Source organism: Vulcanococcus limneticus LL, assembly GCF_002252705.1.
GTDB classification, from domain to species: Bacteria; Cyanobacteriota; Cyanobacteriia; order PCC-6307; family Cyanobiaceae; genus Vulcanococcus; species Vulcanococcus limneticus.
The window spans coordinates 1-22,055 of sequence record NZ_NQLA01000032.1 but is presented as its reverse complement, the minus strand read 5'-3'; the positions used below and the strand labels follow the sequence as shown (position 1 = coordinate 22,055).

Here is a 22,055-nt window from a genome sequence, read left to right as displayed (position 1 = left end):
AACCTCCACGGGAACCTAAGGGGCTTGGCCGATTGCCTCGCCGCTGGGTCGGGAGTCGAACAGATTCAGCCCCAGCCGCTCGGAGAGGAAGTGGGCGGTGAGCTGGCCGCGCACGCTATTGCCTGCCTCATCGAGGGGTGGTGACCAGGTGGCCAGCGCCCCCTTGCCCGGCGCCACGGTGATCATCCCGCCCGAAACGCCGCTCTTGCCAGGCAGGCCGATCTGATAGAGCCAGTCGCCGGAGGTTTCGTACAGGCCGGCTGTGACCATCACCGCCAGCACCCGTCGGCAGATCAGCGGCGCGATCACCGTCTCACCGCTCAGCGGTTGTCGGCCGCCGTTGGCCAGGGTGCAGGCCATCAGGGCCAGGTCCTGCGCTGTGACGAGGAGCGCGCACTGGCGGGTGTAGAGGTCGATCGCCGTCCTCGGCTCGCACCACAGTTGCTGGTGGGCACTGAGCAGGCTGGCGATGTTCTCGTTGCCGGCATTGGTGGCCTGCTCCGATTGATAGACCGCCGCGTCGACCTCCAGCCGGCGGCCGGCGAAGCGGGACAGGCCATCCAAGATGAAGCGCCATTTCGCCTCGGCATCCTCGCCGGGCACCAGGCTGGTGGCGGCGATGGCGCCCGCGTTCACCATCGGATTCGACAGGCCCTCCTCGGTACGTTCCACTGCCAGCACGGAGTTGAACGGCAGCCCCGTGCTGTTCACCCCCAGGGTGTCCCGCGCCAGCTGCTCGCCGATCGCCTCGCACACCAGTGCGAACAGGAACGGCTTGGAGAGACTCTGGATGCTGAACGGCACCGCCCAGTCGCCGGCGTTGAAGGTGGCGCCGTTGGTGGCGGCCACGCTGATGCCGAAGCTCTGTGGCGACGCGGTTGCCAGGGCGGGGATTCCGTGGGCCACACGCCCCTGATCCACCGAGCCGAACTGGGCATGGGCCTCCCGCACCAGGCTCTGCACCACCTCCGGAGTGGGCAGATGGCCGGTGGACACCCAGCTGGAGGGAATGGGCCCTGGGGAGCTGCTCATCGGGACTGCCAGGGCATGGAGGGCAGGCGGTAGAGGGCCTCCCGTTGGGCGTTGCTCCAGATCTCGATCATCTCGCTGAGCAGCGGGTCATCCGCCTCCAGGCGGGTCCGGCGCGCAATCGTCAGGCTGCCGCTGGGGATCACCGCCAGTTCGAACGGCGGGCCCACGCTGAGGTTGGAGCGCTGCGTCAGCACCTGGGACATGATGCATAGCTTGGCGGCATCATCGAGGCAGAGATTGGCGTGCCCCACATTGTCGAGGGGTGGTTTGCCGTATTTGCTCTCGCCGATCTGCAGGTATGGAGTTTCTCGGGTGGCCATGATTGCGTTGCCCTGGGGATAGATCAGGTACAGGCCATGGGCTTCGCTGCCGATCTGGCCGCCCAGGATGAAGGTGGCTTCGGAGCTGGAGCCCGCGCTACGAAGCTCGGCGTTGTTCTGCTTCTGCACTGCCACACTCACCCGCCCCACATAGGCAGCGGCCTCGAACAGGTAGTCGCAGTGGCGTAGGTCGCCGTGGCTGGCTTCTCCAGCTTCGAAGCCCTGGTCAAGATCCCGTCGGATGGCACTCACCACGGCCTGGGTGGTGGCCAGATTGCCGGCCGCCAGCAACACGAACACCCGGTCTGGGCCGGGTTGGAACACGTGCATCTTGCTGTAGGTGGAGATGTAATCCACCCCAGCATTGGTGCGGGAATCAGACGCCATCACCAGCCCCTCTTCCAGCCAGTAGCCCACGCAGTAGGTCATGGCTGGTCGGGATTCTGGAGGGGTGCAGGCCGGAGCTTACGCAGGGTGGGGCTTACTACGCTGCTGCCAGTGCTCCACCGGTCGCGCCGGAGTCCCCATTGAACGTGCCTGAAGCCCGCCCCGAGGTGGAGAGCCTCCAGGCCTACAGCGCCCCGCTGGAGGGGCGGCGCGGGATGTTGCGGCTCGATTTCAACGAGAACACGGTGGGCCCAAGCCCGCAGGTGGTGGAGGCGATCCGCGCCATCCCCGCCGACCACTACGCCATCTACCCCGAATACGACGGCCTGCGGGAGGCCGTGGTCAGAGTGCTGCGGGCCGAGGCGACCCAGGGAGAGCTGGCCGCGGACGCTGGCCCTGGGGTCGCGGCCGGCCTGCAGCCCGACCAGATCGGCCTGTTCAACGGGGTGGATGCGGCGATCCATGCTCTGTTCCACGCCTATGGTGCCCCGGGGGATCGGCTGCTCACCACCGCGCCCACCTTCGGCTACTACACCCCCTGCGCCCGCATGCAGGGCATGACGATCGAGGCGATCCCCTACCGCCTGCCCGATTTCGTCTTTCCCCTGGAGGAGATCCGCTCGGCTCTGCTGGGGCCGGCCGGCGCTGGCCTCCCCGCCGCCACCTGGACGCCGCCGCGGATCCTGCTGCTCTGCAACCCCAACAACCCCACCGGCACCCGCCTGGCGCCCGAGCGGATCCTGGAGCTCGCGGCGGCGGCGCCCCACACCCTGGTGGTGGTGGATGAGCTCTACGAGGCCTTCACCGGCGACAGCGTGCTGCCGCCCCTGCTCGTGGCGGGGGGCGCCGCCGATCCCTTCGCGGCCTTGCCCAACCTGCTGGTGCTGCGCTCCCTGGCCAAGACCGCTGGCCTGGCCGGCCTGCGCATCGGCTTCGCCATTGGGTCGGCCGCCGTGGTGGATCGCATCGGCCGCGTCACCGGCCCCTACGACATCAACAGCTTCGCCGTGACGGCAGCCCATGCCGCCCTGGCGGATCAGGCCTATGTGGATGGCTATGTGGCCGAGGTGCTGCGGGCGCGCGACTGGCTGTTGGGCCAGCTGCGGGCCGCCGGCGTGCGGCACCATGCCGACGGCGGTAACTACCTGCTGATCTGGCCCCAGGCCGGGGCGGTCGCGGTGGAGGGCCGCCTGCGGGAGGCCGGCATCCTGGTGCGCTCGATGGCGGGCAAGCCGTTGATCGACGGCTCCCTGCGGGTGAGCCTGGGCACCAGGGAACAGATGGGGCAGTTCTGGGAGGCCTATGCCGGGATCGAGGGTCTGGCCGACCCCGCTGCCTAACGGGCCCCCACCGCCTGCTGCTGCGGGGCCCGGATCCGGCCGGTGCGGGCGCTGATGGCGCGGCTGCGCTCCTGGTAGCGGTGCACCACCGGCAGCCGCTCGGCCTCGTAGGCCGCCAGGGCCTGCTGGGGTGCGTCGCCGCCGGCCAGGTGGCGGGCCAGGCTCACGGCGTCCTCGAGGCCGGCGGTCATGCCGCGGGCCTGGGAGGAGCTCATGGCATGGCCGGCATCGCCGATCAGGGCCACCCGGCCGGCCACCAGGTGTGGCAGCGGTTCGATGTCGAACGACCAGTTGGCCACCACCCGCTCGGGCGGAGTGGCACGGATCAGGGCCGCCAGATCGGCGGGGATCTTGGCCAGGGCCTGCTCCGGCACCGGCTCCTGCAGCAGCCGGCGCTGTTCGGCGCGGCTGGTGGGCAGGGGCTCCTCCTGGAAGAAGCCCCAGTGGGTGATCGGCGCTCCGCCGGCCCCGGGATCCTCCGGCCCCAGGTCGAAGGCGTTGGCGTAGACCCCGCGGCCCCGGGCCACCACCAGGAAGTCGCCAGGGCCGATCACCTGGCCATCGCTGACCACCCCCCGCCAGACCCGATCGCCCAGGTAGTGCAGCCGGCGCTGGGGCGCCAGCAGCGGCGCTACCCGCGAGAACACGCCATCGGCGCCGATCAGCAGATCGCCCCGCCAGTGCTGGCCGTCGCTGAAGCGCGCCTCCACGGCACTCTCATCCTGCTGCCAGTGCTCCAGCTCGGCGCCACCGCGAAAGCTGCCGGGGTCGGCGTGGCGCCAGAGGGCCTCGAGGATCGCCTGGCGGCGGATCAGCAGTGAGGGCAGCTCGCCCGGTTCCCGCTCGGCCGGACTGGTCTCGATCAGATCCCCGCGCAGGTTGCGGATCACGAACTGCTCCACAGGCCGGCCGGCGGCCAGCAGGTCGTTGAGCAGTCCGGGAATGCCGGCGCCGGCGACGGCCTCCACCCCCGAGCGGACCAGCAGGATGCCGCAGCCCTCGCTGCGCAGCTGGGGCGAGCGCTCGAACAGCTCCACATGGTGGCCCTGCCGCTGCAGCAACAGGGTCAGCAGCAGGCCGGAACTGCCGGCCCCCACCACGGCGATGCGCAGGGGAGGTTGGGGTCGTTCGGCGCTCACGGCAGGACACCCGCAGGGGGCACGACCCTAGGCAGGGCGGGATGGTGGCTCTGTGCCTGCCGACACGGCCCCAGGCGCGGTTTCGATCGGCGGCTCCGTTGGCCCCGGATCAGCGCAGCACCAGCACCTTGGGCCCGTCGTCGAGTTTGCCCGGCAGACTGATGCTGCGGCCTGCGCGCTGCACCGGGGTGCCGCCCATGGCCTGCAGGAACGGTTCCACGCCGCCCTGGTCGCAGTTGGCGGGGGCCTTGCCGCCCACGTACTGCACCGGGATCACGCGGCGCGGCTCCAGCTCCTTGACCACAGCCGCGGCTTCGGTGCCGTCATACACCTTGGCGCCACCGCCCACGCCGATGATCAGCACGTCGGGGCGGCCCAGCAGCACCCGGTCCTCGGGGCGCAGGCTGGCGGCGGTGCCACCCAGGTGCGCGAACTCCAGGCCGCCCTGCTTCCAGCGCCAGAGGGTGGCGTTGCCGAAGCGCCGGCCCCCGAAGCGGTCGTGGGGGGCGGCGATGCCCTCGATCTTGAGCCCGGCGATCCGGTAGGAGCCGGGGCTGGCCAGGAAGCGGCCGCTGGCTACGTTGGCGCCCTCATCCAGCAGGCGGCTGCTGGCCAGGATCACGTTGGCGCTCACCCGGGGTTCGGCCAGGCCCGCGGCGCAGCCCACCGCCTTGAAGGGATTGAGCAGCACCGAGGCGCCGCCGCCCTGGATCAGCAGGGCGCTGTGGCCGTAGCTGGTGATCGTCACCCCCGAGTCGGCCCGGCCCGCCGGCACCGAGCCCGCCAGCAGGTTGGTCCCGAGGGCGGCTCCCGTCGCCAGGCCGCTGAGCAGGCCCCGCGTCAGGACTCTCCGGCGGGACACCAGGGGGCGAAGCGACAGGGCCATGGCGAAGGCGCCGGCGGGCGGAGGTGGCGCGAACCTAGCAGCGTTGCCCGGCCTAGACCGCAGCGGGAGCCAAGGCCCTCTGGGCGGCCGCCTCGCGCAGGAAGTTGGCCAGCAGCCGGTGGCCCGCCTGGGTCAGCACGCTCTCGGGGTGGAACTGAACCCCCTGCAGGTGGGGATAGGCGCGGTGGCGCAGGCCCATCACCGTGCCGTCCTCCAGCCAGGCGGTGATCTCCAGGCAGTCCGGCAGGCTCTCGCGCTCGGCGATCAGGCTGTGGTAGCGGGTGGCGGTGAGGGGGTTGGGCAGGTCGGCGAACACGCCCTGGCCGCTGTGGTGCACGGGGGAGGTCTTGCCGTGCATCAGCTCCTGGGCGCGCACCACCTTGCCGCCGAACACCTGGGCGATCGACTGGTGGCCCAGGCAGACCCCCAGGGTCGGGATGGTGGGGCTCAGCTCCCGCAGCACCTCCAGGCATACCCCGGACTGGTCGGGGTCGCCGGGGCCGGGGGAAATCAGGATGGCGTCCGGGGCCAGGGCGCGGATCTGCTCCAGGGTCAGGGCGTCGTTGCGCTCCACCCGCAGCTCGGCCGCGATCGGGTGCTCCTCCGCCAGCTCCCCCAGGTACTGCACCAGGTTGAAGGTGAAGCTGTCGTAGTTGTCGAGAACGAGAAGCATCAGGCCCGGCCGCTGGATCTGGGTTCAGCCAGGCCTCCATTAAACGCCCTGCCAACCGCTGCTGCCGGGTCTCCGAGGGACCCGCCGCCGCCGGTTCAGAGGCCCAGCCGCGCCAGCAGGGGCGGTATCAGCAGCAGGGCGGCGATCAGCAGCGAGGCCAGGGCGGCCACCAGCACGGCGGCGGCGGCGCAGTCCTTGGCGATGCGGGCCAGGGGGTGGAAGCGGCGGCCGATGGCCAGGTCCACCACGGCCTCGGTGGCGGTGTTGAGCAGTTCCAGCACCAGCACCGCCGCCACGGTGAGCACCAGCACCGCCAGCCGGTCCAGGCTCAGGCCCAGCCCCAGGCCCAGGCCGAACACCAGCACCCCGGTGCAGACATGGATGCGGAAGTTGCGCTGGCTGCGGAAGCCGTAGGCCAGGCCCTGGGCGGCATAGCGGAAGCTGGCCGGCAGGTCGCCCGCCACAGCCCAGGCGCCCAGGCGCCGCACCTTGGCCGCCGGCCGCTCCGGTCCTTTCACATCCAACTCCAGGGGCAGCTCCGTGCTGGGGGCGCGCCGTCGCCGGGGCGGAGGCGGAGTCTGGGGGACGAGCATGGCCACGGGCGCCCGGATCAGAGTCCGGCTGCACCCTACCGCCGCTATCCAGGGGGGAAAGCCCCCTGGGGCTCGCCGGCTCAGCCGGCGGCCAGCAGCCGTTCCTGGCGCTCCAGCATCGCCGCCAGGCTGGCCTCGTCCGGGTGGTCCCAGCCCAGGAGGTGCAGCAGGCCGTGGCTGGCCAGGAACAGCAGCTCCCGCTCCAGGTCGTGGCCGTGCTCCGGGGCCTGGCGGGCGGCGGTCTCCAGGGAAATCACGATGTCGCCCAGCTCCAGGGGCTCGCCCTCCCAGCCGTCTCCGTCCGAGCCGTCTTCGTCTGAGTCGTCGCCGTCCGGGTCGTCGCCGTCGGCATCGCCGTCCTGCGCTGGCAGGGGCATCGGCGGGGCGCCGTCGAGATCGTCGTCCTGGGCGGCAAAGGCCAGGACGTCAGTGGGGCCCTCCTGCTGGCGCCAGTCGGCGTTGAGGGCGGCGATCTCGGCGTCGCCCACCAGGCTCAGGCCGAGGCTGTAGGAGGGAGCTCGCAGCTCTGGCGGCAGTTCGGTGGCCAGCTGCGTCAACCAGGTTTCCAGCAGGCCGTGCCAGTGCTCCGCGCCGTCCAGGGGATCGGCCCAGGCGCCGGCGGCCTGCACGAGCCCGGGTGCGAACGCCCCGTCGGCTGCAAAGGCCAGGTCGAGGTCGACCGCGGCGGCTGGCGGTGGGGGCGTGGGGCTGGAGTCGATCCGCTGTTCCTGTTCGGCGGCCATGGCTCAGCCCCCCGGCAGCTGCGGGCGGCCCAGCCAGGCCACCAGCACGATGAAGCCGAAGAAGCCCGCGGCCGTGAGGCCGAAGTGGAACAGGCTCAACTTCCCTTTGCGCACCATGTTGCGCATGGCGAGCTTCGTGAAGCTGGGGTTCTCGCCCTGGGCCGGCTGGCCGGCTCCTGGGTCGGGTCCGGTGGCGGGGCGATCCGTGGGCTCAGTCATCGGCGGCTCAGTCATCGGCCGCGGCTCCCACCTCAACGCCCGCATGCAGCAGGCTCTGGATGAAGGGGTCGAGGTCGCCGTCCATCACACCCTGCACGTCGGTGGTCTCGTGCTGGGTGCGCAGATCCTTCACCATCTGGTACGGGTGGAACACGTAGTTGCGGATCTGGTTGCCCCAGGCCGCCTCCACGATGTCGCCGCGGATGTCGGCGATCTCGGCCGCCCGCTGCTCCTGGGCGATCACCAGCAGCTTGGCCATCAGCAGGGCCATCGCCTTCTCCTTGTTCTGGAGCTGGGAGCGCTCCTGGGTGCAGCGCACGAACAGGCCGGTGGGGATGTGCAGGATGCGCACGGCCGTTTCCACCTTGTTGACGTTCTGGCCGCCGGCGCCGCCCGAACGGGAGGTGGTGATCTCCAGGTCTTTCTCGGGGATGTTGAGCTTCACCTCCTCCTCGATCTTGGGCATCACCTCCACGCCGGCAAAGCTCGTCTGCCGTTTGTCGTTGGCGTTGAAGGGGGAGATGCGCACCAGGCGATGGGTGCCCTTCTCGTTGCGCAGGTAGCCGTAGGCGTAACGGCCTTCGATCTCGATCGTGCAGCTCTTGATGCCCGCTTCCTCGCCCTCGCTGAGCTCGTCCACGCTCACCTTCATGCCGTGGTCTTCCGCCCAGCGGGTGTACATGCGCATCAGCATCAGCGCCCAGTCCTGGGCGTCGGTGCCGCCGGCGCCGGCGTTGATCGAGATCACGGCCCCCTCCTTGTCGTAGGGGCCGCTGAGCAGACGCTCCAGCTCCCAGCGATCGAGATCGGCGCGCAGCTTCTGCAAGGCCTCGTTGGATTCGGCCAGCAGGTCGTCGTCCGGCTCGAGGCCGTAGAGCTCGATGGTGGCCTCGCCATCAGCCACGGCCGATTGCCAGTGGCCGAGCTGCTCCAGCTGGGCCTTCACCTCATCGAGCTGGCGCATCTTGGCCTGGGCCTGCTTCTGGTCGTCCCAGAAGTCGGGCTGGGAGGCCAGCTGCTCGAGGTCCTGCTGGCGTGCTTTCAGTGCAGGGACGTCAAAGACAGTCCTGGGCATTGCCCAGGCGGTCAGTGAGCTCGGAGAGGTCGCGCTTGAAGTCGGTGAGGTCGAGCACCGGTGGGGCATGAACGGTGGATCGACCGTACTCAATGGCGGAGGAACAGCCTTGGCGGAGGGGCAGCAGACAGGTCCGGCTCGGCACGCGCGGCCTCTGGGGAGCCGGGAGGGGATTTCCGACCCGTGGCAGCGGCTGGCGGGGAGTTCGCCACTTCTAAGATCCGGCCAATGGTTGCGGTGTGTGATGACGGCGACGGTTGAGATCTACACCTGGCGGGCCTGCCCCTTCTGCATCCGCGCCAAGGCCCTGCTCGACCGCAAGGGCGTGGCCTACACCGAGTTCGCCATCGACGGCGATGAGCGGGGCCGCGCGGCCATGGCCGCCAAGAGCGGCGGCCGCCGCAGCGTGCCCCAGACCTTCATCAACGGCCAGCACGTGGGCGGCTGCGACGACCTGCACGCCCTCGAGCGCTCCGGCCAGCTCGATCTCCTGCTGGGAGTCGCCGCTTGAGCGCGATCGACACCGGCAGCGGGCGGGAGCCCCAGCTGTTCGTGGTGGATCCGATCGCCCGGCTCCGCCCCACCAAGGACTCCAGCGTGGCCCTGATGCAGGCGGCCCAGCGGGCGGGCCAGCAGGTGTGGGTGGCCACGCCGGCCGATCTCTCCGTCACCGGCCTGGAGCCCGGCCACGAGCCCCTGGTGTGGGCCCAGCCCGCGGAGCTTGCGGACATCCGTCCCACCCCCGAGGGCTGGGACGTGCCGGAGCCCTGGGTGGTGCTCGGGGAGCCCCGCTGGCTGCCCCTGGGCCACTTCCCGCGGGTGTGGATGCGCAAGGACCCACCCGTGGATGAGGCCTACCTCTACGCCACCCACCTGCTGGAGCTCGCCGCTTTTCAGGGGGTGCGGGTTCTCAACCACCCCGCCGCCCTGCGCAGCTGGAACGAGAAGCTCGGCGCCCTGCGCTACAGCCATCTGATGGCGCCCACCCTGGTGAGCGCCCACGTGGAGCAGCTGGCGGCCTTCGCCGAAGGCCACGGCGAGGTGGTGCTCAAGCCCCTGGGCGGCCGCGCCGGCCAGGGGGTGGTGCGCAGTCACGGCGGCGCCCCCGGCCTCAAGGCCCTGCTGGAGCTGGTGACCCAGCAGCAGGCGCTGCCCGTGATGGTGCAGGCCTTCCTGCCGGCGGTCACCGCCGGCGACAAGCGCATCCTGCTGGTGAACGGCGAGCCCCTGGGCGCCGTGAACCGCAGGCCGGCCGCCGGCGAGTTCCGCAGCAACCTGGCCGTGGGGGGCGAACCCGAGGCCACCGAGCTCACCGATCAGGAGCGCCGCATCTGCGCCGAACTGGCGCCGGCCCTGCGGGCCGAGGGCCTGTTCTTCGTGGGCATCGACGTGATCGATGGGCGCCTCAGCGAGATCAACGTGACCAGCCCCACCGGCGTGCGCGAGATCGAGCGGCTGGGCGGCATCCCCCTGGCGGACATCACCATGGCCCGGCTGCTGGAGGGCTGAGCTCCCGTCAGCCGCGCAGCCCCAGCTCCACGCTGAGCACCTGGTGGGCGTGGCTGTAGCCCGCGTCATGGATCTCCCGGTAGCGCTTCCACTCCAGGAAGGGGAAGTGGCCGATCTTCGGGCGCAGCATCACGTCCGCCAGCCGCTCCTGGGCCAGGGTCTCGGCATGGGAGGCGCAGAGCATCGAGTCGATGATCGTTCGTCCCAGGGAGGGGCGCTCGCGGACCCCCGGGCCCGGCTGGGGCAGGGAGCCCAGCGAGATCGCGATGACCCGCCCGTCAGTCTCCCGCCGGGCTTCGCAGACGGGCAGGTTGTTGAGGATGCCGCCATCCACGTGCAGCTGGCCCTGGCCGTCCTGCACCGGCGGAAAGATGCCCGGCACCGACATGCTGGCGATCACGGCGGAGGGGATCTCGCCGCGGTCCCAGCCGTGCAGGCGCTTGTTGGAGAGGTTGGCCGAGAAGCAGCGCAGTGACAGCCAGCTGTCCTGGATCTGGGTGGAGCCGAAGAAGCGCTGCAGCTCCCGCCGCGAGTTGCGCAGGGTGAACAGGGAGTCGCGGGGCAGGGTGAGGCCGTAGGGCCGCGCCCTGATGATCACCCGCTCCAGATTGGCGAAGATCTCCTCGGCCGGATGGTCGAAGGCGGCCAGGGAGGCCACCAGGGCGCCGATGCTCACGCCCATCACCATGTCGATGTCGTCCAGGCCCAGCTCCTCCATGGCGCGCAGCGCGCCGATGTGGGCAAAACCCCTGGAGCCGCCGCCCCCCAGCACCAGCACGTTCTGACGCCGCAGGGCGGCGCGCGCCAGCCGCTCCAGATGCTGGGGCCGCTCCGGCTTCAGGTTGAGCACCTGGGCGAAGGCCCGCTGGGTGGCCCAGGGCCGGGAGCTGGGGGTGCGCTGGCCCTGGGGCCAGAGCCGCACCAGCAGGGCGTTCTCGTCGACCACCTCGGGCAGGTTGATGGCGCTGGCCTGGCCGTCGCAGAGGATCAACAGCCGGTCGATCAGCAGTTGGTTGCGGCGGCTGAGCAGGGCGGGATCGTCGCTGAACAGCACCGTGAGAGCCCCGGAGCGGGTGGCGTCGGCCAGCAGCGCATGCAGGCGCTGTTCCTCGCCGGGCTGGAGCCGCTCCAGCCGCGCCGCCTGGTCGTGACCGCTGAGCCTGGCCTGGCGCTGCAGGGGGGTGATCAGCTGCTCCAGCGCGGCCCGGGTCAGCGCGGAGCCCGGGCTGGCGTCATGAATCAGCACCGCGTCAAGCGGTGCCCGGCGCGGGTCGCGGCCAAGAGAGGCGGCTTCGGCCATGGAGGCCAGCACCCGGGCCTGGAGGATGGCGTGCTCCTGGAGCAGCCCCAGCAGCTGTTCCCGATTCAGCTGCAGGTAGTCCACCGGGGTGAGGGCCACGGCCGAGGCGGAGCGCGGTTCGCCGCAGAGCGGTCCGTACTCCCCCACCAATTCGCCGGACACCACCTTGCGGAAGAACGGCGTGGACGTGCTCAGGGGCCCGGTGTGCAGGCCAAGCACGCCGCGGATGAGCACGTAGCTCACCTCCGCCGGGTCACCCTGCTGGAACAGCACCTCGCCTTCCCGCAGCGATCCGGTGGGCGGCTGCAGCTGGGTGATGCGCTGCGGATCGAGCCCCGCGAACAGGCTGGAGCCGCTGAAGGCCTCCTCAAGCAGGGTGTGGAGCTGCATTCCTGGCCCTGGGCTCTCCCCGTTCTGGGCGTGTGCCCCTCGGGGCGATCATGCCGGGTTCAGTGGTTGACTGCAGGTCGCAGCGGTTGCGGCGTCGGCTCCTGGGGCAGGTTCAGCTGCTGCTGCAGCACGCCCAGCTTGAGTGCCACCTCCTGCAGCTCCCGCTCCGGCACCGAGCCCTGGACCAGCCCGGCGCCGGCTGTGAGTTCGAGCTGGCGGCCGTGCAGGCTGCCGCTGCGGATCGCCACCCGCAGCTCGGCGTCGCCCTCGCTGTCGATCCAGCCGATCGGGGCCGCGTAGTGGCCGCGCTCGAAGGGCTCCAGGCTGCGCAGGGCCGCCATGGCCTCCCGCCGCGGCAGCCCCGCCACCGCCGGCGTGGGATGCAGGGCGGCGGCCAGGGCCAGGGGCTGGTGACCGGCCAGGGCCGCCGTGATCGGGGTGTGCAGATGCACCAGCTGGCCGTGGCGGGCCAGGCGCGGATGGCGGGGCCGGCGTGGATCGAGGCCGGCCTCCCGCAGCACCTGGGTGATGGCCTCCACCACCAGCTCGTGCTCGTGGCGGTCCTTGCTGGAGCCGGGCAGCAGCTCGGCGGCGGGGCCGATCGGGGCGGTGCCGGCCAGGGCATCGCTGCGCAGCTGCCCTTGGCGCACCGTGAGCAGCCGCTCCGGTGAGGCCCCCAGCAGGGCGGCGCCATCGGCCAGCTGCCAGAGGAAGCGGCAGCTGCCGGGCTGGCGCTGGCGCAGGTGGGCCAGCAGACGCAGGGGGTCGAGGGGGGCGTCGAGGAGCAGCTGCTGGCGCACCGCCAGCACCAGCTTGCGCAGGGCGCCGGCCTCCACCAGCTCCAGCCCCCGCTCCACGGCCGTGCGGTACCCGTCCTGCCAGGGGGAGCGCTGGGCCACGGCGGGCCCCAGGTCCCGGCCGGACCAGGCTTCGGGGTCGCCGGGGAGGGCCTCCAGGCGGCGGGCCTGCTCCCACAGCTCCTCGGCCACGCTGCGGGCGGTCACCCCCCCGCCGAGGCTGCGCTGCAGCCTCAGCCAGCAGTGGCGGCCCTGGCGGCTCAGCTGCCAGCGGGGCAGCACGGCCTGCACTCCGCTCACGCCGCTGCCCTCCTGCAGGGGGCTGTCGAAGAAGGAGAAGGCCAGCAGCACCCGTGGCCGTGCCAAGGGCGGACAGCTCTGGGGTGCCGCCAGCCGGCTCAGGCTCACGGCGCTGAAGCGCTGGGCCAGTTCGAAGCGCCGCGGACCGCTCAGCTCCAGGCTGTGGGTCTTGCCGCTGGCCGCCAGGCACAGGCCCGGGGCGCCGTCCCAGAGGAAGCGGAAGCGGTGGCCGCCCTCCAGATGGGGCAGCAGGGCCATCGGATCCCGACTGGCCAGCGGGATCGCCAGGCTCAGCACGCCCTCCTCATCCAGCTGGCGGGCCCCCTGGACCGCCGCCGCCAGCAGGTCCGCGAAGGAGGCTGTTCCGCTCTCCGGGGCGCTGCCTGGGCTGCTGGGGGTGACGCTGGGTGGAGCCTGCACCGAGGCTGCGACGAGGCGGCTGCTCAAATGTATGGGCCTTCCCCCGCCGCCAGGCCCCGGCAGCCATGTCCGAGCCCCAGGTCGTCGCAAGCCTTCACGCCCCCTTGGGGCTGGATGGCGCCGCCCAGGCTCCGGACCGGCGCCGCCTCTGGAAGGCCGCGATCAAGTGGCCGATGTATGCGGTGGCGGTGATGCCCGTGCTGCTGGCCGGGGGCTGGCGGGTGGGTCAGGGGCTGGCGGTGCGGCTGGATCAGCTGCTGCTGTTCCTGCTGGCGGCGGTGCTGCTGCTGGCCTGGGAAAACCTGGCCAACGACGTGTTTGATGCCGACACCGGCGTGGATGCCCAGGGCAAGCCCCACTCCGTGGTGAACCTCACCGGCCGGCGCGACCGGGTGGCGGCCCTGGCCAACGGCGCCCTGCTGCTGGGCCTGGCCCTGATGGCCCTGGTGGCCCTGCGCAGCAGCCCGGCGGTGCTGGCCCTGGTGCTGGCCTGCTGCGGCATCGGCTACGCCTACCAGGGCCCGCCGTTCCGCCTGGGCTACCGCGGCCTGGGGGAACCGCTGTGCTGGATCGCCTTCGGTCCGCTGGCCACCGCCGCCGGCCTGCTGGCCCTGGCGCCGCCCGCCGAGGCCGGCGCCGCCGGCTGGTTGGCGGCGGTGCCCTGGGGCACGGCGATCGAGCTGGGCAGCGGCCCCGCCCTGGCCACCACCCTGGTGCTGTTCTGCTCCCACTTCCACCAGGTGGAGGAGGACGCGGCCCACGGCAAGCGCTCACCCGTGGTGCGGCTTTGCACCGGCGCGGCCGCCGGCCTGGTGCCCTGGTTCGTGGCCGGCACCCTCTCCTTCCAGTGGGCGCCGGTGCTGGTGGGCCAGTGGCCGCTCACGGCCCTGCTGGGGGTGGCGGGGCTGCCGGCGGGCCAGGCCCTGATCCGGCTGCTGCGGGAGCACCATCGCGATCCGCAGCGGATCAGCGGCAGCAAGTTTCTGGCCCTGCGCTTCCAGGCCCTCAACGGTCTGGGCCTGGCGCTGGGGCTGGCGCTGGGTCCGCTGCTGGCCCCCTGGCTCGGGGGAGCCCCCGGCGGTCGCTGAGCGCTGTGGCGGCCGGTCCCCTGGGGGTGGCGGAGCCCGGCGGCAGCCGCGACGACCGGCTGCAGCTGGCCTGGCGGCCCTTCCACTTCCGGCTGCCGCGGGAGCTGGTCACGGCCCAGGGGGCGCTGGCCTGGCGGCGCGGCTGGCTGCTGCGCCTGCAGGACGGGAGGGGCGCGGAGGGCTGGGGCGAGGCGGCGCCGCTGGAGTTGGGCGGGGACGGCTCAGGGGCGCCGGCCCATGCCGCCTGCACGGCGGCGATCGACGACCTGGGCGCTCGGGTGTCGCGCCTGGCGCTGGAAGCCCGGCTGCCGGCCCTGCCGTTGGAGCTGGGCTTTGCGATCGGCCTGGCCCTGGCGGAGCTTGATGGGCTGGGCTCACCCGCCAGCGGCGGCTGGCGCTCAGCCCCCGCCACGGCCCAGTTGTTGCCGGCCGGTGAGGCGGTCCTGCCGGCCTTGGAAGCCGGCCTGGCGGCCTGTCAGACCCTCGCGGCACCCCCGGACCCGGAGCCGATCGGGCCCAGCGGGGTCGCTGGATCCGGCCGGGGAGCCCCCTCGCCCCCCACCTTCAAGTGGAAGGTGGCCGCTGCCGACGACGGCCTGGAGCGTCACCTGCTGGAGCAGCTGCTGGCGCGGCTGCCTGCCGGGGCGCGCCTGCGCCTCGATGCCAATGGCGGCTGGGATCGGGCCACCGCCGGGGCCTGGGCCGATCGCCTGGTCGGGGATCCCCGGCTGGAGTGGCTGGAGCAGCCCCTCGCCCCCGCCGACCAGGCGGGCCTGGAGGCCCTGGCGGCGCGGCTGCCGGTGGCGCTGGATGAGTCGCTGCGGCAGCGGCCCGAGCTGATGGCCTCCTGGCCGGGCTGGCAGGTGCGGCGGCCGGTGCTGGAGGGGGACCCCCGGCCTCTGTTGGCGGCGCTGGCGGATGGCCGGCCGCGGCTGATGCTGAGCACGGCCTTTGAAACCGGTGTGGGGCGCCGGCTGCTGGGCCACCTGGCGGCCCTGCAGGTGGAGGGCCCCACGCCCACCGCCCCCGGCCTGGCGCCGGGCTGGCGGCCGGAGGGTCCGCTGTTCAGCGCCGATCCGCGGCAGGCCTGGGAGGCGTTGGCGTGAGCAGCGGCGTGCGCGAGCTTGGATCTGGCCGGGTGCTGCTGGGCTGTGGCCCCGACCCGGCGGCCACGGCGGCGCAACTGGAAGTCCTGCTCGCGCAGGGGCTGGTGGTGGGGCTGGCGGCCCCCCAGGAGGAGCGGGAGCTGGTGGCGGCCCTGGGGCTGCAGGCCCCGCTGCAGAGCGGGCACTGGCCAGGGCCAGCGGTGGTGGTGGGCAGCGGCGGCAGCAGCGGCGCCCGCCGCTGGGTGCTGCAGCCCCTCGAGAGCCTGGACGCTGCGCTGGACGCGCTCGCGGCCTGGCTGGAGGGCCTCGGTATGGATCCGGCCGCGTCGCTGCTCCTCAACCCCCTGCCCCTGCACCACGTGAGCGGGCTGATGCCGCTGCTGCGGGCGCGGCGCTGGGGGGCCGAGCTGCGCTGGCTGGAGCCGGCGCTGCTGCGCGACCCGGCCCGGCTCGCCCAGGCCCAGCCCCTCGATCCCCGGCGGCCCGCCCTGATCTCCCTGGTGCCCACCCAGCTGCAGCGCCTGGTGGATCACCCCGATGGCCTGGCCTGGCTGGCCCGCTGCGCCGTGATCTGGGTGGGTGGCGCGGCCCTTCCGGCGGCGCTGGCGGAGCGCTGCCGGGCCGCCGGCCTGCCGCTTTCCCCCTGCTACGGCAGCAGCGAGACCGGGGCCATGGTCTGCGCCCTGGAGCCGGCGCGCTTCCTGGCCGGGGACCCCGGCGTGGGGCGGTCCCTGGGCCACGCCGAGCTGGCGATCGATCCCGGCGATGGTGCCGTGCGGATCCGGGCGGCCAGCCTGGCGGCCGGCTGGTGGGCCGCCGGGCAGCTGCAGCCCCTTCCCCTGCACGATGGCTGGTGGTGCAGTGGCGACCGGGGCCGCCTCGGACCGGCCGGCCTGGAGCTGCTGGGCCGCCTGGATGGCGCCATCAGCAGCGGCGGCGAAACCGTGTTCCCGGAGCAGGTGGAGGTGCGGCTGCGGGCGCTGGCGGAGCAGGCGGGGCTGCCGCTGGAGGCCCTGCTGCTGCTGCCCGAATCCGATCCGCTCTGGGGCGAGCGCCTGGTGGGGCTCTACCGGCCAGCGGCGGCCGCCACAGGCGCACCTGGGGCGGACCAATCCGTGCCGGTGCCGCTGGCGGAGCGACTGCGGCAGCTGGCGCTGCAGCTCCCCCCCAGCCAGCGGCCGCGGCGCTGGCTGGCCTGTGCCGAGCTGGCCCCCACAGCCCTCGGCAAGTGGCAGCGGGGCCGCTGGCGCGCCTGGCTGATGCAGCAGCCGATCACAAACCAGTGACAGATCACTGGGCCCCGGCTACAAGCGGGAGAACGCGCCCCCGGCCATGACCGACAGCAACCTCAACGAAATCAGCAACAAGAAGCTGGCCGCCGGTCTTCTGGGGATTTTTCTGGGCGCCTTCGGGATCCACAAGTTCCTGCTGGGCTACACGACCCCCGGAATCATCATGTTGGTGGTCACCCTGGTGGGCGGCGTTCTCACCTGCGGCGTGGCCTCCGGGGTGATGGGCGTGATCGGCCTGATCGAGGGCATCATCTACCTCACCAAGACGCCCGAGGAGTTCCAGGCCACCTACGTGGACGGCAAGAAGGAGTGGTTCTGATGCAAGGGTCCCTGCAGCGACGGCGCAGCGGCAGCCAGCGGCCCGGGTTGCTGGCGATCCTTGTGCTCGGGGCGCTGGTGAGTGCCAGTTGCTTTGCCGCCATCCCCGCGGGGGAGCTGCATCCGCTGGCGCTGCTGGCCAGCCTGCTGCCGCTGCAGCTGGCGGCCCTGCTGTGGGGGCTGATCCACCGCCGCGACTGAAGCTTTGGGGGGAGCCGGGCGCCACGGCAGGCACGGCGGCTCCTGTCAGCTCAGAGAGCGCCGCAGCCCCGCACCCTCAAAGGGGCCGAGGTCCCTGGCCCAGGCTGGAGGCCTCCAGCCAGCGCTCGATCGGCTCCGGCAGGTCGCAGCGGCGGCGGGTGCTGCTCTCGATGGCGATGTGGCTGGTGAGGCCCTGGGCTGCCAGGGGCTTGGCTGCGGGCGGGCGATCAGCGGCCTGGGTTGGATCCGCTGAGCCTTCGTGATCGGGGTTGGCGCAGCGGAAGCGGTAGCGCACCTCGAAGCGGCCTCGTTCGAGCCGCTGCGGCTCCAGGGCGATGGCCAGGGCGTCACCGCAGACCAGCGGACGGCGGAAATCGGCGCTGCAGTGCACGATCGGCAGCGCCACCGCCAGGTTTTCCCCAGGCGTGGGGAAAACGGCCGCCGCGGCGATGCCGAAGCGCTCCAGGCTCTCCTCGTAGGCCTCGTGGCACCAGCGCAGCAGCTGGTGGAAGTGCATCACCCCGGCGGCATCCGTGTCGCCGAAACGCACGCGGCGGTGCAGTTCCAGCCAGGTGCGGGGGTCGAGGACGGCCATTGGCGCTCGGGGCGATCGCTGGGCGAACTCTGACGGGGACCGCGATGGCCGTGCCGGCCCGGGTGGTCCAAAGCGCAGCAGCGGGCGCCATGGGTTGCTGGCTGGCGAGGCTGTCCTGCGTGTTGGGTTGTCTTGCTGGTATTGGACGCCGCCCCTACATTCCGCCGAGTGCGCCCGATCCGCCTTGGCCTCCCCTGCCGCCTACGAGCAGCCCACCCTGGAGCGGGCCTGGCAGGCCTTCCTGGCCCATCTGCCCACGATCCTGCTCACCTGGGTGGCCACCGCCGTGATCAGCGGCGTGGGCCTGGCGGTGTATCTGCTGATCACGCTGGCGGTCATTGCCATCAGCGGCGGCGACAGCAGCAGCGAGACCGCCACCACCATCGCCGGCCTGGTGGGGCAACTGGGCCAGCTGCCCTTCTCGCTGCTCTCCAGCCTGGTGGGGGTGCTGTTCGTGGCGGTGCCTGCTCTCCACTACGCCACCGGCGAGACGATCGGCGTGGAGCAGGCCTTCCGCACCCTGTTCCGCCGGCCCTGGCGCTACCTGCTGGCGGGCCTGCTGTTCTCGCTGGTGGCCGGCCTGGGGTTCGTGCTCTGCATCCTGCCCGGCATCGCCGTGGCCCTGGTGGGGCCGGTGTACGTCAACAAGATCTTCAACGGCGATGGGCCGGTGCTGCAGACCTTCGTGGATGCCTTCCAGGCCGTGTATCGCTCGCCGAAGGGCTGGGAGTTCGTGGGCATCCAGGTGCTGGCCTTCCTGGTGGTGATCGTGGTGTCGGTCTGCACCTGCGGCCTGGGGGCGCTGGTGGCCGTGCCGGTGTCCACCTTCTATCTTCAGAACGCCGCCTACTACAAGGGTGTGCTCTCCTGAGCCCCGGCCTCCGGGTGGGCCTGGTTCAGCCGCTGGGGCTCAGCCGCTGGGGAAGGCGGCCAGCCCCAGGCCGTAGCTGAGCCCCATCCGCAGGCCCCAGTAGGCCAGCAGGCCCAGGCTGGCGGCTACCACGTGCCAGGCCTGCAGCCCCTGCGGGTAGAGCCGCCGCCGCCGGATCGCCTGCACCGACCACACCAGCAGCGCCGCAGCCGCCAGCGGGCCGAAGGCATGCAGGGCCAGGGCCTCGCCGAAGTCGCCCCGCAGGCTGGCGGCGGTGGCGCGGGTGAGGAAGCAGGTGGGGCAGGGAATGCCGGTGAGGGCCCGCAGCGGACAGGCGAAGCCCGGCAGACCCGGATGGCCACCCTTGAGCCAGAGGTAGCCCGTGAGGCTGGCCGGCAGCAGAACGCCGGCGCGGCGCAGGTTGGCGAGGAAGCGGCTCAGTGGTCCGGGCTGTTCATCGATCCACCGACCCCATGATCACGTCAATCGAGCCGAGGATCGCCATGATGTCGGCCACCTTGGCCCCCTTGAGGATGTGGGGCAGGATCTGCAGGTTGTTGGAATCGGCGGCGCGGATCTTGAAGCGCCAGGGGGTCACGTCGTCGTTGCCCTGGATGAACACGCCGATCTCGCCCTTGCCCGATTCCAGGCGGGTGTAGAGCTCACCGGAGGGAATCTTGAAGGTGGGCGCCACCTTCTTGGCCACGTACTGGTAATCGAAGCCATACCACTCACTCTTCTTGCCCTCCGCCAGGCGGCGGGCTTCCAGGTTTTCGGTGGGGCCGCCGGGGATCTGCTGAGCGGCCTGGCGCACGATCTTCAGCGACTGGCGCATCTCCTCGATCCGCACCCGGTAGCGGGCGTAGCAGTCACCCTCCTTCTGCCAGGCCACGTCCCACTCGAAGTCGTCGTAGCACTCGTAGTGGTCCACCTTGCGCAGATCCCAGGGCACGCCGGAGGCCCGCAGCATCGGGCCCGAGAGGCTCCAGTTGATCGCCTGCTCGCGGCTGACCACACCCAGGCCTTCAATCCGGCGGCGGAAGATCGGGTTGTTGGTGATCAGCTTTTCGTATTCGTCGATCTTGGGGCCGAACCAATCGCAGAAGTCCAGGCACTTCTCCAGCCAGCCGTAGGGCAGGTCGGCCGCCACCCCGCCGATGCGGAAGTAGTTGTTGTTGATCAGGCGCTGGCCGGTGGCCGCTTCCCACAGGTCGTAGATCATCTCCCGCTCGCGGAAGATGTAGAAGAACGGCGTCTGGGCGCCCACATCCGCCAGGAAGGGGCCAAGCCAGAGCAGGTGGTTGGCGATGCGGTTGAGCTCCAGCATCAGCACGCGGATGTAGCTGGCGCGCCTGGGCACCGGCACATCGGCCAGGCGCTCCGGGGCGTTCACCACGATCGCCTCGTAGAACATGCCCGCCGCATAGTCCATGCGGCTCACGTAGGGCACGAACATCACGTTCGTGCGGTTCTCGGCGATCTTCTCCATGCCGCGGTGGAGGTAGCCGATCACCGGCTCGCAGTCCACCACGTCCTCGCCGTCGAGGGTCACCACCAGCCGCAGCACCCCGTGCATCGAGGGGTGATGGGGGCCGAAGTTGACCACCATCGGCTCCGTGCGCGTCTCCAGCTGCGTCATGGGGCCGTGGGCTGAGGGTCGTTGGCGGGATCTTAGGAAGGAAGCCATGCCCGATTCGGCCACCACCCCGACTGATCCGCCGTCGGTCCCACCGCTGGCTGGGGCCACGGACGATCCGTTCGAGCACGTGCCGGTGCTGGCGGGGCCCCTGCTGGAGGCCTTGGCGGACCTGCCGCCCACCCCGGCGGGCGCCGCCCCCCTGCTGATCGACTGCACCCTCGGCGGTGGCGGCCACAGCGCCCTGCTGCTGGAGGCCCACCCCCAGCTGCGCCTGATCGGCCTGGACCAGGACCCCACCGCCCGCGCCGCCGCCGCCGCCCGGCTGGCGCCCTTCGGCGAGCGGGTGTCGATCGTGGCCAGCAACTTCGCGGCCTTCACGCCGCCGGAGCCCGCCGCCCTGGTGCTGGCGGACCTGGGTGTGAGCAGTCCCCAGCTGGATGTGGCGGACCGCGGCTTCAGCTTCCGCGCCGATGGGCCGCTGGACATGCGCATGAACCCCGAGGCGGGCGAGACCGTCGCGGAGCTGATCGCGCGCCTGGAGGAGGCCGAGCTGGCCGATCTGATCTACGCCTACGGCGAGGAGCGCCTGTCGCGCCGGATCGCCCGCAAGATCAAGGCCCATCTGGCCGAGCAGGGCCCCTTCGCCGGGACCGCCGCCCTGGCCTACCTGGTGGCCGGCTGCTATCCACCGGCGGCCCGTCGCGGCCGCATCCATCCCGCCACCCGCACCTTCCAGGCCCTGCGCATCGCCGTGAACGACGAGCTGGGCGTGCTCGACCGCCTGCTCGCCGCCGCCCCCGACTGGCTGCTGCCCGGCGGCCTGGTCGGCGTGATCAGCTTCCACTCGCTGGAGGACCGGCGCGTCAAGACGGCCTTCGCCGGCGATGGGCGGCTGCAGCGGGTGACCCGCAAGCCCCTGGTGGCGGACGAGGCGGAGCAGGCCGCCAATCCCCGCAGCCGCTCGGCCAAGCTGCGGGTGGCCCGCCGCCGCCCGCTCGAGTCCGGCGCCTCCGCCTGACGCTCGCCTGATGCCTGCCTGATGGACGACCTCCTCGACCCCCTGCGCCAGGCCCTGGCCGGCATCAGCCGCACCGACCTGATCTGGTGGGTGGCGCTGGCGATCCAGCTGGTGGCGATCCCCGGCACCCTGTTCCCGGTGCTGCCCGGCCTGGCGCTGTTGCCGATCGGCGCCGGCCTGTGGTGCTGGGCGGTGGGCTGGAGTGCCGGCTGGCCGGCCCTGGCCCTGGCGGTGCTGATCCTGCTGCTGGGCTGGGGCGCCGACGCCCTGGGCCTGGTGCTGGGCGCGGCCCGGCTCAAGGCCAGCCGCTGGGCCTACATCGGGGCCGGCCTTGGCCTGGTGGTGGGGCTGCTGGGGCTGTTGCCGGCCCTGCCGGTGGGCGGCCCGCTGCTGGGGGCCCTGGTGGGGCCGCTGGCAGGCGCGGCCCTCGGCGAGCTGGTGGCCGAGCTCGGCGCCGGCCGCACGCGCGGCTTCGAGACGCTGCGCCGCTCGCTGGTGGTGGGCCTGGCGGTGGTGAGCGGCATGCTCGTGAGCCGGCTGGCCCAGGTGATCCTGGCGCTGATCGGGGTGCTGGGGTTCGTGGTGCTGAGCGTCTGGCTGCCGGGCTGACGGCCCAGCCGAGGGCCCGAAGGTCTCACCCCCGCAGCTCCTGGATCGCGGCGCCGAGCACCGCCAGCGCCGCCTCGATCTCGGCAGCGGTCGTGCCGCGCCCCAGCCCGAAGCGGATCGAGGCTGCCGCCTCGGCGCGGCTGCGGCCCAGGGCCGCCAGCACGTGGGAGGGGCTGCCGGCGCTGCAGGCCGAGC

General features: G+C 72.2%; 25 protein-coding genes and 1 pseudogene. 11 read left to right on the top strand and 15 right to left on the bottom strand.

What is annotated here, in order from left to right; all coding sequences use genetic code 11:
- Nucleotides 1-15: 15 nt before the first annotated feature.
- Complete coding sequence (gene glsA / locus CJZ98_RS12335; RefSeq protein WP_094591436.1) at nucleotides 16-1,032, bottom strand: glutaminase A; 1,017 nt, start codon at nucleotides 1,030-1,032, stop codon at nucleotides 16-18.
- Nucleotides 1,029-1,781, bottom strand: coding sequence for a 20S proteasome subunit A/B (locus tag CJZ98_RS12330; protein ID WP_094591435.1), 753 nt, complete (start codon nucleotides 1,779-1,781; stop codon nucleotides 1,029-1,031). The genes glsA and CJZ98_RS12330 overlap by 4 nt, the downstream gene beginning before the upstream one ends.
- A 104-nt stretch (nucleotides 1,782-1,885) precedes the next feature.
- Between CJZ98_RS12330 and CJZ98_RS12325 the strand changes: the two genes are divergently transcribed.
- Nucleotides 1,886-3,079, top strand: coding sequence for a pyridoxal phosphate-dependent aminotransferase (locus CJZ98_RS12325; protein ID WP_232756442.1), 1,194 nt, complete (start codon nucleotides 1,886-1,888; stop codon nucleotides 3,077-3,079).
- On the opposite strand, the gene CJZ98_RS12320 is transcribed toward CJZ98_RS12325, so the two are convergent.
- The 7 genes from CJZ98_RS12320 to prfB form a co-directional block, all read right to left on the bottom strand.
- Entirely contained in the window at nucleotides 3,076-4,218 is a 1,143-nt protein-coding gene (locus CJZ98_RS12320; protein ID WP_198537751.1) for an FAD-dependent oxidoreductase, read from the bottom strand. The genes CJZ98_RS12325 and CJZ98_RS12320 overlap by 4 nt on opposite strands.
- Before the next feature lie 109 nt (nucleotides 4,219-4,327).
- Nucleotides 4,328-5,104 (bottom strand): MBL fold metallo-hydrolase, encoded by a 777-nt coding sequence (locus tag CJZ98_RS12315; protein WP_094591433.1) that lies wholly within the window; start codon nucleotides 5,102-5,104, stop codon nucleotides 4,328-4,330.
- A 52-nt stretch (nucleotides 5,105-5,156) separates the two neighbouring features.
- Nucleotides 5,157-5,777, bottom strand: coding sequence for an anthranilate synthase component II (locus tag CJZ98_RS12310; protein WP_094591432.1), 621 nt, complete (start codon nucleotides 5,775-5,777; stop codon nucleotides 5,157-5,159).
- Nucleotides 5,778-5,872: 95 nt separating this feature from the next.
- A complete protein-coding gene (locus tag CJZ98_RS12305; protein ID WP_094591431.1) occupies nucleotides 5,873-6,370 on the bottom strand; it encodes a diacylglycerol kinase family protein in 498 nt (165 codons plus the stop codon).
- An 80-nt stretch (nucleotides 6,371-6,450) separates the two neighbouring features.
- Complete coding sequence (gene ybeY, locus CJZ98_RS12300; protein WP_094591430.1) at nucleotides 6,451-7,113, bottom strand: rRNA maturation RNase YbeY; 663 nt, start codon at nucleotides 7,111-7,113, stop codon at nucleotides 6,451-6,453.
- 3 nt (nucleotides 7,114-7,116) lie between these two features.
- Entirely contained in the window at nucleotides 7,117-7,332 is a 216-nt protein-coding gene (locus tag CJZ98_RS18010) for a DUF3285 domain-containing protein (RefSeq protein WP_108723301.1), read from the bottom strand.
- Nucleotides 7,333-7,339: 7 nt separating this feature from the next.
- Nucleotides 7,340-8,465 (bottom strand): peptide chain release factor 2 gene (prfB, locus tag CJZ98_RS12290; RefSeq protein ID WP_108723300.1). Its coding sequence is split into 2 segments (ribosomal slippage): nucleotides 7,340-8,389 and nucleotides 8,391-8,465, totalling 1,125 coding nucleotides; the frame shifts between segments, so codons are not numbered across the junction.
- Between the two features lie 186 nt (nucleotides 8,466-8,651).
- Between prfB and grxC the strand changes: the two genes are divergently transcribed.
- Together grxC and gshB are read left to right on the top strand one after the other, a co-directional pair.
- Nucleotides 8,652-8,918, top strand: a complete 267-nt coding sequence (gene grxC / locus CJZ98_RS12285) for a glutaredoxin 3 (protein ID WP_094591428.1) — start codon at nucleotides 8,652-8,654, stop codon at nucleotides 8,916-8,918.
- Entirely contained in the window at nucleotides 8,915-9,916 is a 1,002-nt protein-coding gene (gshB, locus tag CJZ98_RS12280; RefSeq protein ID WP_094591427.1) for a glutathione synthase, read from the top strand. Before grxC ends, gshB begins: the two co-directional genes overlap by 4 nt.
- A gap of 7 nt (nucleotides 9,917-9,923) precedes the next feature.
- Here the strand turns inward: gshB and CJZ98_RS12275 are convergent, their stop codons facing one another.
- Nucleotides 9,924-11,606 carry a patatin-like phospholipase family protein gene (locus CJZ98_RS12275; protein WP_094591426.1) on the bottom strand — a complete coding sequence of 561 codons (1,683 nt, stop codon included), beginning with the start codon at nucleotides 11,604-11,606 and terminating at the stop codon, nucleotides 9,924-9,926.
- A 59-nt stretch (nucleotides 11,607-11,665) separates the two neighbouring features.
- Nucleotides 11,666-13,150, bottom strand: a complete 1,485-nt coding sequence (locus CJZ98_RS12270) for an isochorismate synthase (RefSeq protein ID WP_094591425.1) — start codon at nucleotides 13,148-13,150, stop codon at nucleotides 11,666-11,668.
- 38 nt (nucleotides 13,151-13,188) lie between these two features.
- Here CJZ98_RS12270 and menA point away from each other — a divergent pair, with 38 nt between their 5' ends.
- The 5 genes from menA to CJZ98_RS12245 are packed head-to-tail and all read left to right on the top strand — an operon-like array spanning nucleotide 13,189 to nucleotide 17,128.
- On the top strand, nucleotides 13,189-14,211 hold the full coding sequence (menA, locus tag CJZ98_RS12265) for a 2-carboxy-1,4-naphthoquinone phytyltransferase (RefSeq protein WP_094591424.1): 1,023 nt from the start codon (nucleotides 13,189-13,191) through the stop codon (nucleotides 14,209-14,211).
- Nucleotides 14,212-14,216: 5 nt separating this feature from the next.
- Nucleotides 14,217-15,317: an o-succinylbenzoate synthase gene (locus tag CJZ98_RS12260; RefSeq protein WP_232756441.1), complete on the top strand. Its 1,101-nt coding sequence runs from the start codon at nucleotides 14,217-14,219 to the stop codon at nucleotides 15,315-15,317.
- A complete protein-coding gene (locus CJZ98_RS12255; RefSeq protein WP_232756440.1) occupies nucleotides 15,314-16,603 on the top strand; it encodes an AMP-binding protein in 1,290 nt (429 codons plus the stop codon). Before CJZ98_RS12260 ends, CJZ98_RS12255 begins: the two co-directional genes overlap by 4 nt.
- A gap of 46 nt (nucleotides 16,604-16,649) precedes the next feature.
- The gene (locus tag CJZ98_RS12250) at nucleotides 16,650-16,928 is read left to right on the top strand and encodes a TM2 domain-containing protein (protein WP_094591423.1); all 279 of its coding nucleotides are present in this window, start codon (nucleotides 16,650-16,652) and stop codon (nucleotides 16,926-16,928) included.
- Nucleotides 16,928-17,128 carry a hypothetical protein gene (locus CJZ98_RS12245; RefSeq protein WP_094591422.1) on the top strand — a complete coding sequence of 67 codons (201 nt, stop codon included), beginning with the start codon at nucleotides 16,928-16,930 and terminating at the stop codon, nucleotides 17,126-17,128. Before CJZ98_RS12250 ends, CJZ98_RS12245 begins: the two co-directional genes overlap by 1 nt.
- Before the next feature lie 76 nt (nucleotides 17,129-17,204).
- On the opposite strand, the gene CJZ98_RS12240 is transcribed toward CJZ98_RS12245, so the two are convergent.
- Entirely contained in the window at nucleotides 17,205-17,723 is a 519-nt protein-coding gene (locus tag CJZ98_RS12240; protein WP_094591421.1) for an acyl-CoA thioesterase, read from the bottom strand.
- A 184-nt stretch (nucleotides 17,724-17,907) separates the two neighbouring features.
- Here CJZ98_RS12240 and CJZ98_RS12235 point away from each other — a divergent pair, with 184 nt between their 5' ends.
- Nucleotides 17,908-18,594: a hypothetical protein gene (locus tag CJZ98_RS12235; RefSeq protein ID WP_094591420.1), complete on the top strand. Its 687-nt coding sequence runs from the start codon at nucleotides 17,908-17,910 to the stop codon at nucleotides 18,592-18,594.
- Between the two features lie 39 nt (nucleotides 18,595-18,633).
- Here CJZ98_RS12235 and CJZ98_RS19455 read toward each other — a convergent pair whose 3' ends face one another.
- The 3 genes and pseudogenes from CJZ98_RS19455 to CJZ98_RS12225 form a co-directional block, all read right to left on the bottom strand.
- Nucleotides 18,634-18,789 carry a hypothetical protein gene (locus tag CJZ98_RS19455; RefSeq protein WP_315855794.1) on the bottom strand — a complete coding sequence of 52 codons (156 nt, stop codon included), beginning with the start codon at nucleotides 18,787-18,789 and terminating at the stop codon, nucleotides 18,634-18,636.
- Nucleotides 18,790-18,795: 6 nt separating this feature from the next.
- Nucleotides 18,796-18,921, bottom strand: a pseudogene (locus tag CJZ98_RS19450) (DUF2752 domain-containing protein); the annotation flags it as partial.
- Between the two features lie 127 nt (nucleotides 18,922-19,048).
- Nucleotides 19,049-20,233, bottom strand: coding sequence for an NAD(P)H-quinone oxidoreductase subunit H (locus CJZ98_RS12225; RefSeq protein ID WP_094591418.1), 1,185 nt, complete (start codon nucleotides 20,231-20,233; stop codon nucleotides 19,049-19,051).
- A 46-nt stretch (nucleotides 20,234-20,279) separates the two neighbouring features.
- On the opposite strand from CJZ98_RS12225, the gene rsmH reads away from it, so the two are divergent.
- Both rsmH and CJZ98_RS12215 read left to right on the top strand, forming a co-directional pair.
- Complete coding sequence (gene rsmH, locus CJZ98_RS12220) at nucleotides 20,280-21,251, top strand: 16S rRNA (cytosine(1402)-N(4))-methyltransferase RsmH (RefSeq protein ID WP_094591417.1); 972 nt, start codon at nucleotides 20,280-20,282, stop codon at nucleotides 21,249-21,251.
- A gap of 21 nt (nucleotides 21,252-21,272) precedes the next feature.
- Nucleotides 21,273-21,860, top strand: a complete 588-nt coding sequence (locus CJZ98_RS12215; protein ID WP_094591416.1) for a DUF456 family protein — start codon at nucleotides 21,273-21,275, stop codon at nucleotides 21,858-21,860.
- The last annotated feature ends 195 nt before the right edge of the window (nucleotides 21,861-22,055 follow it).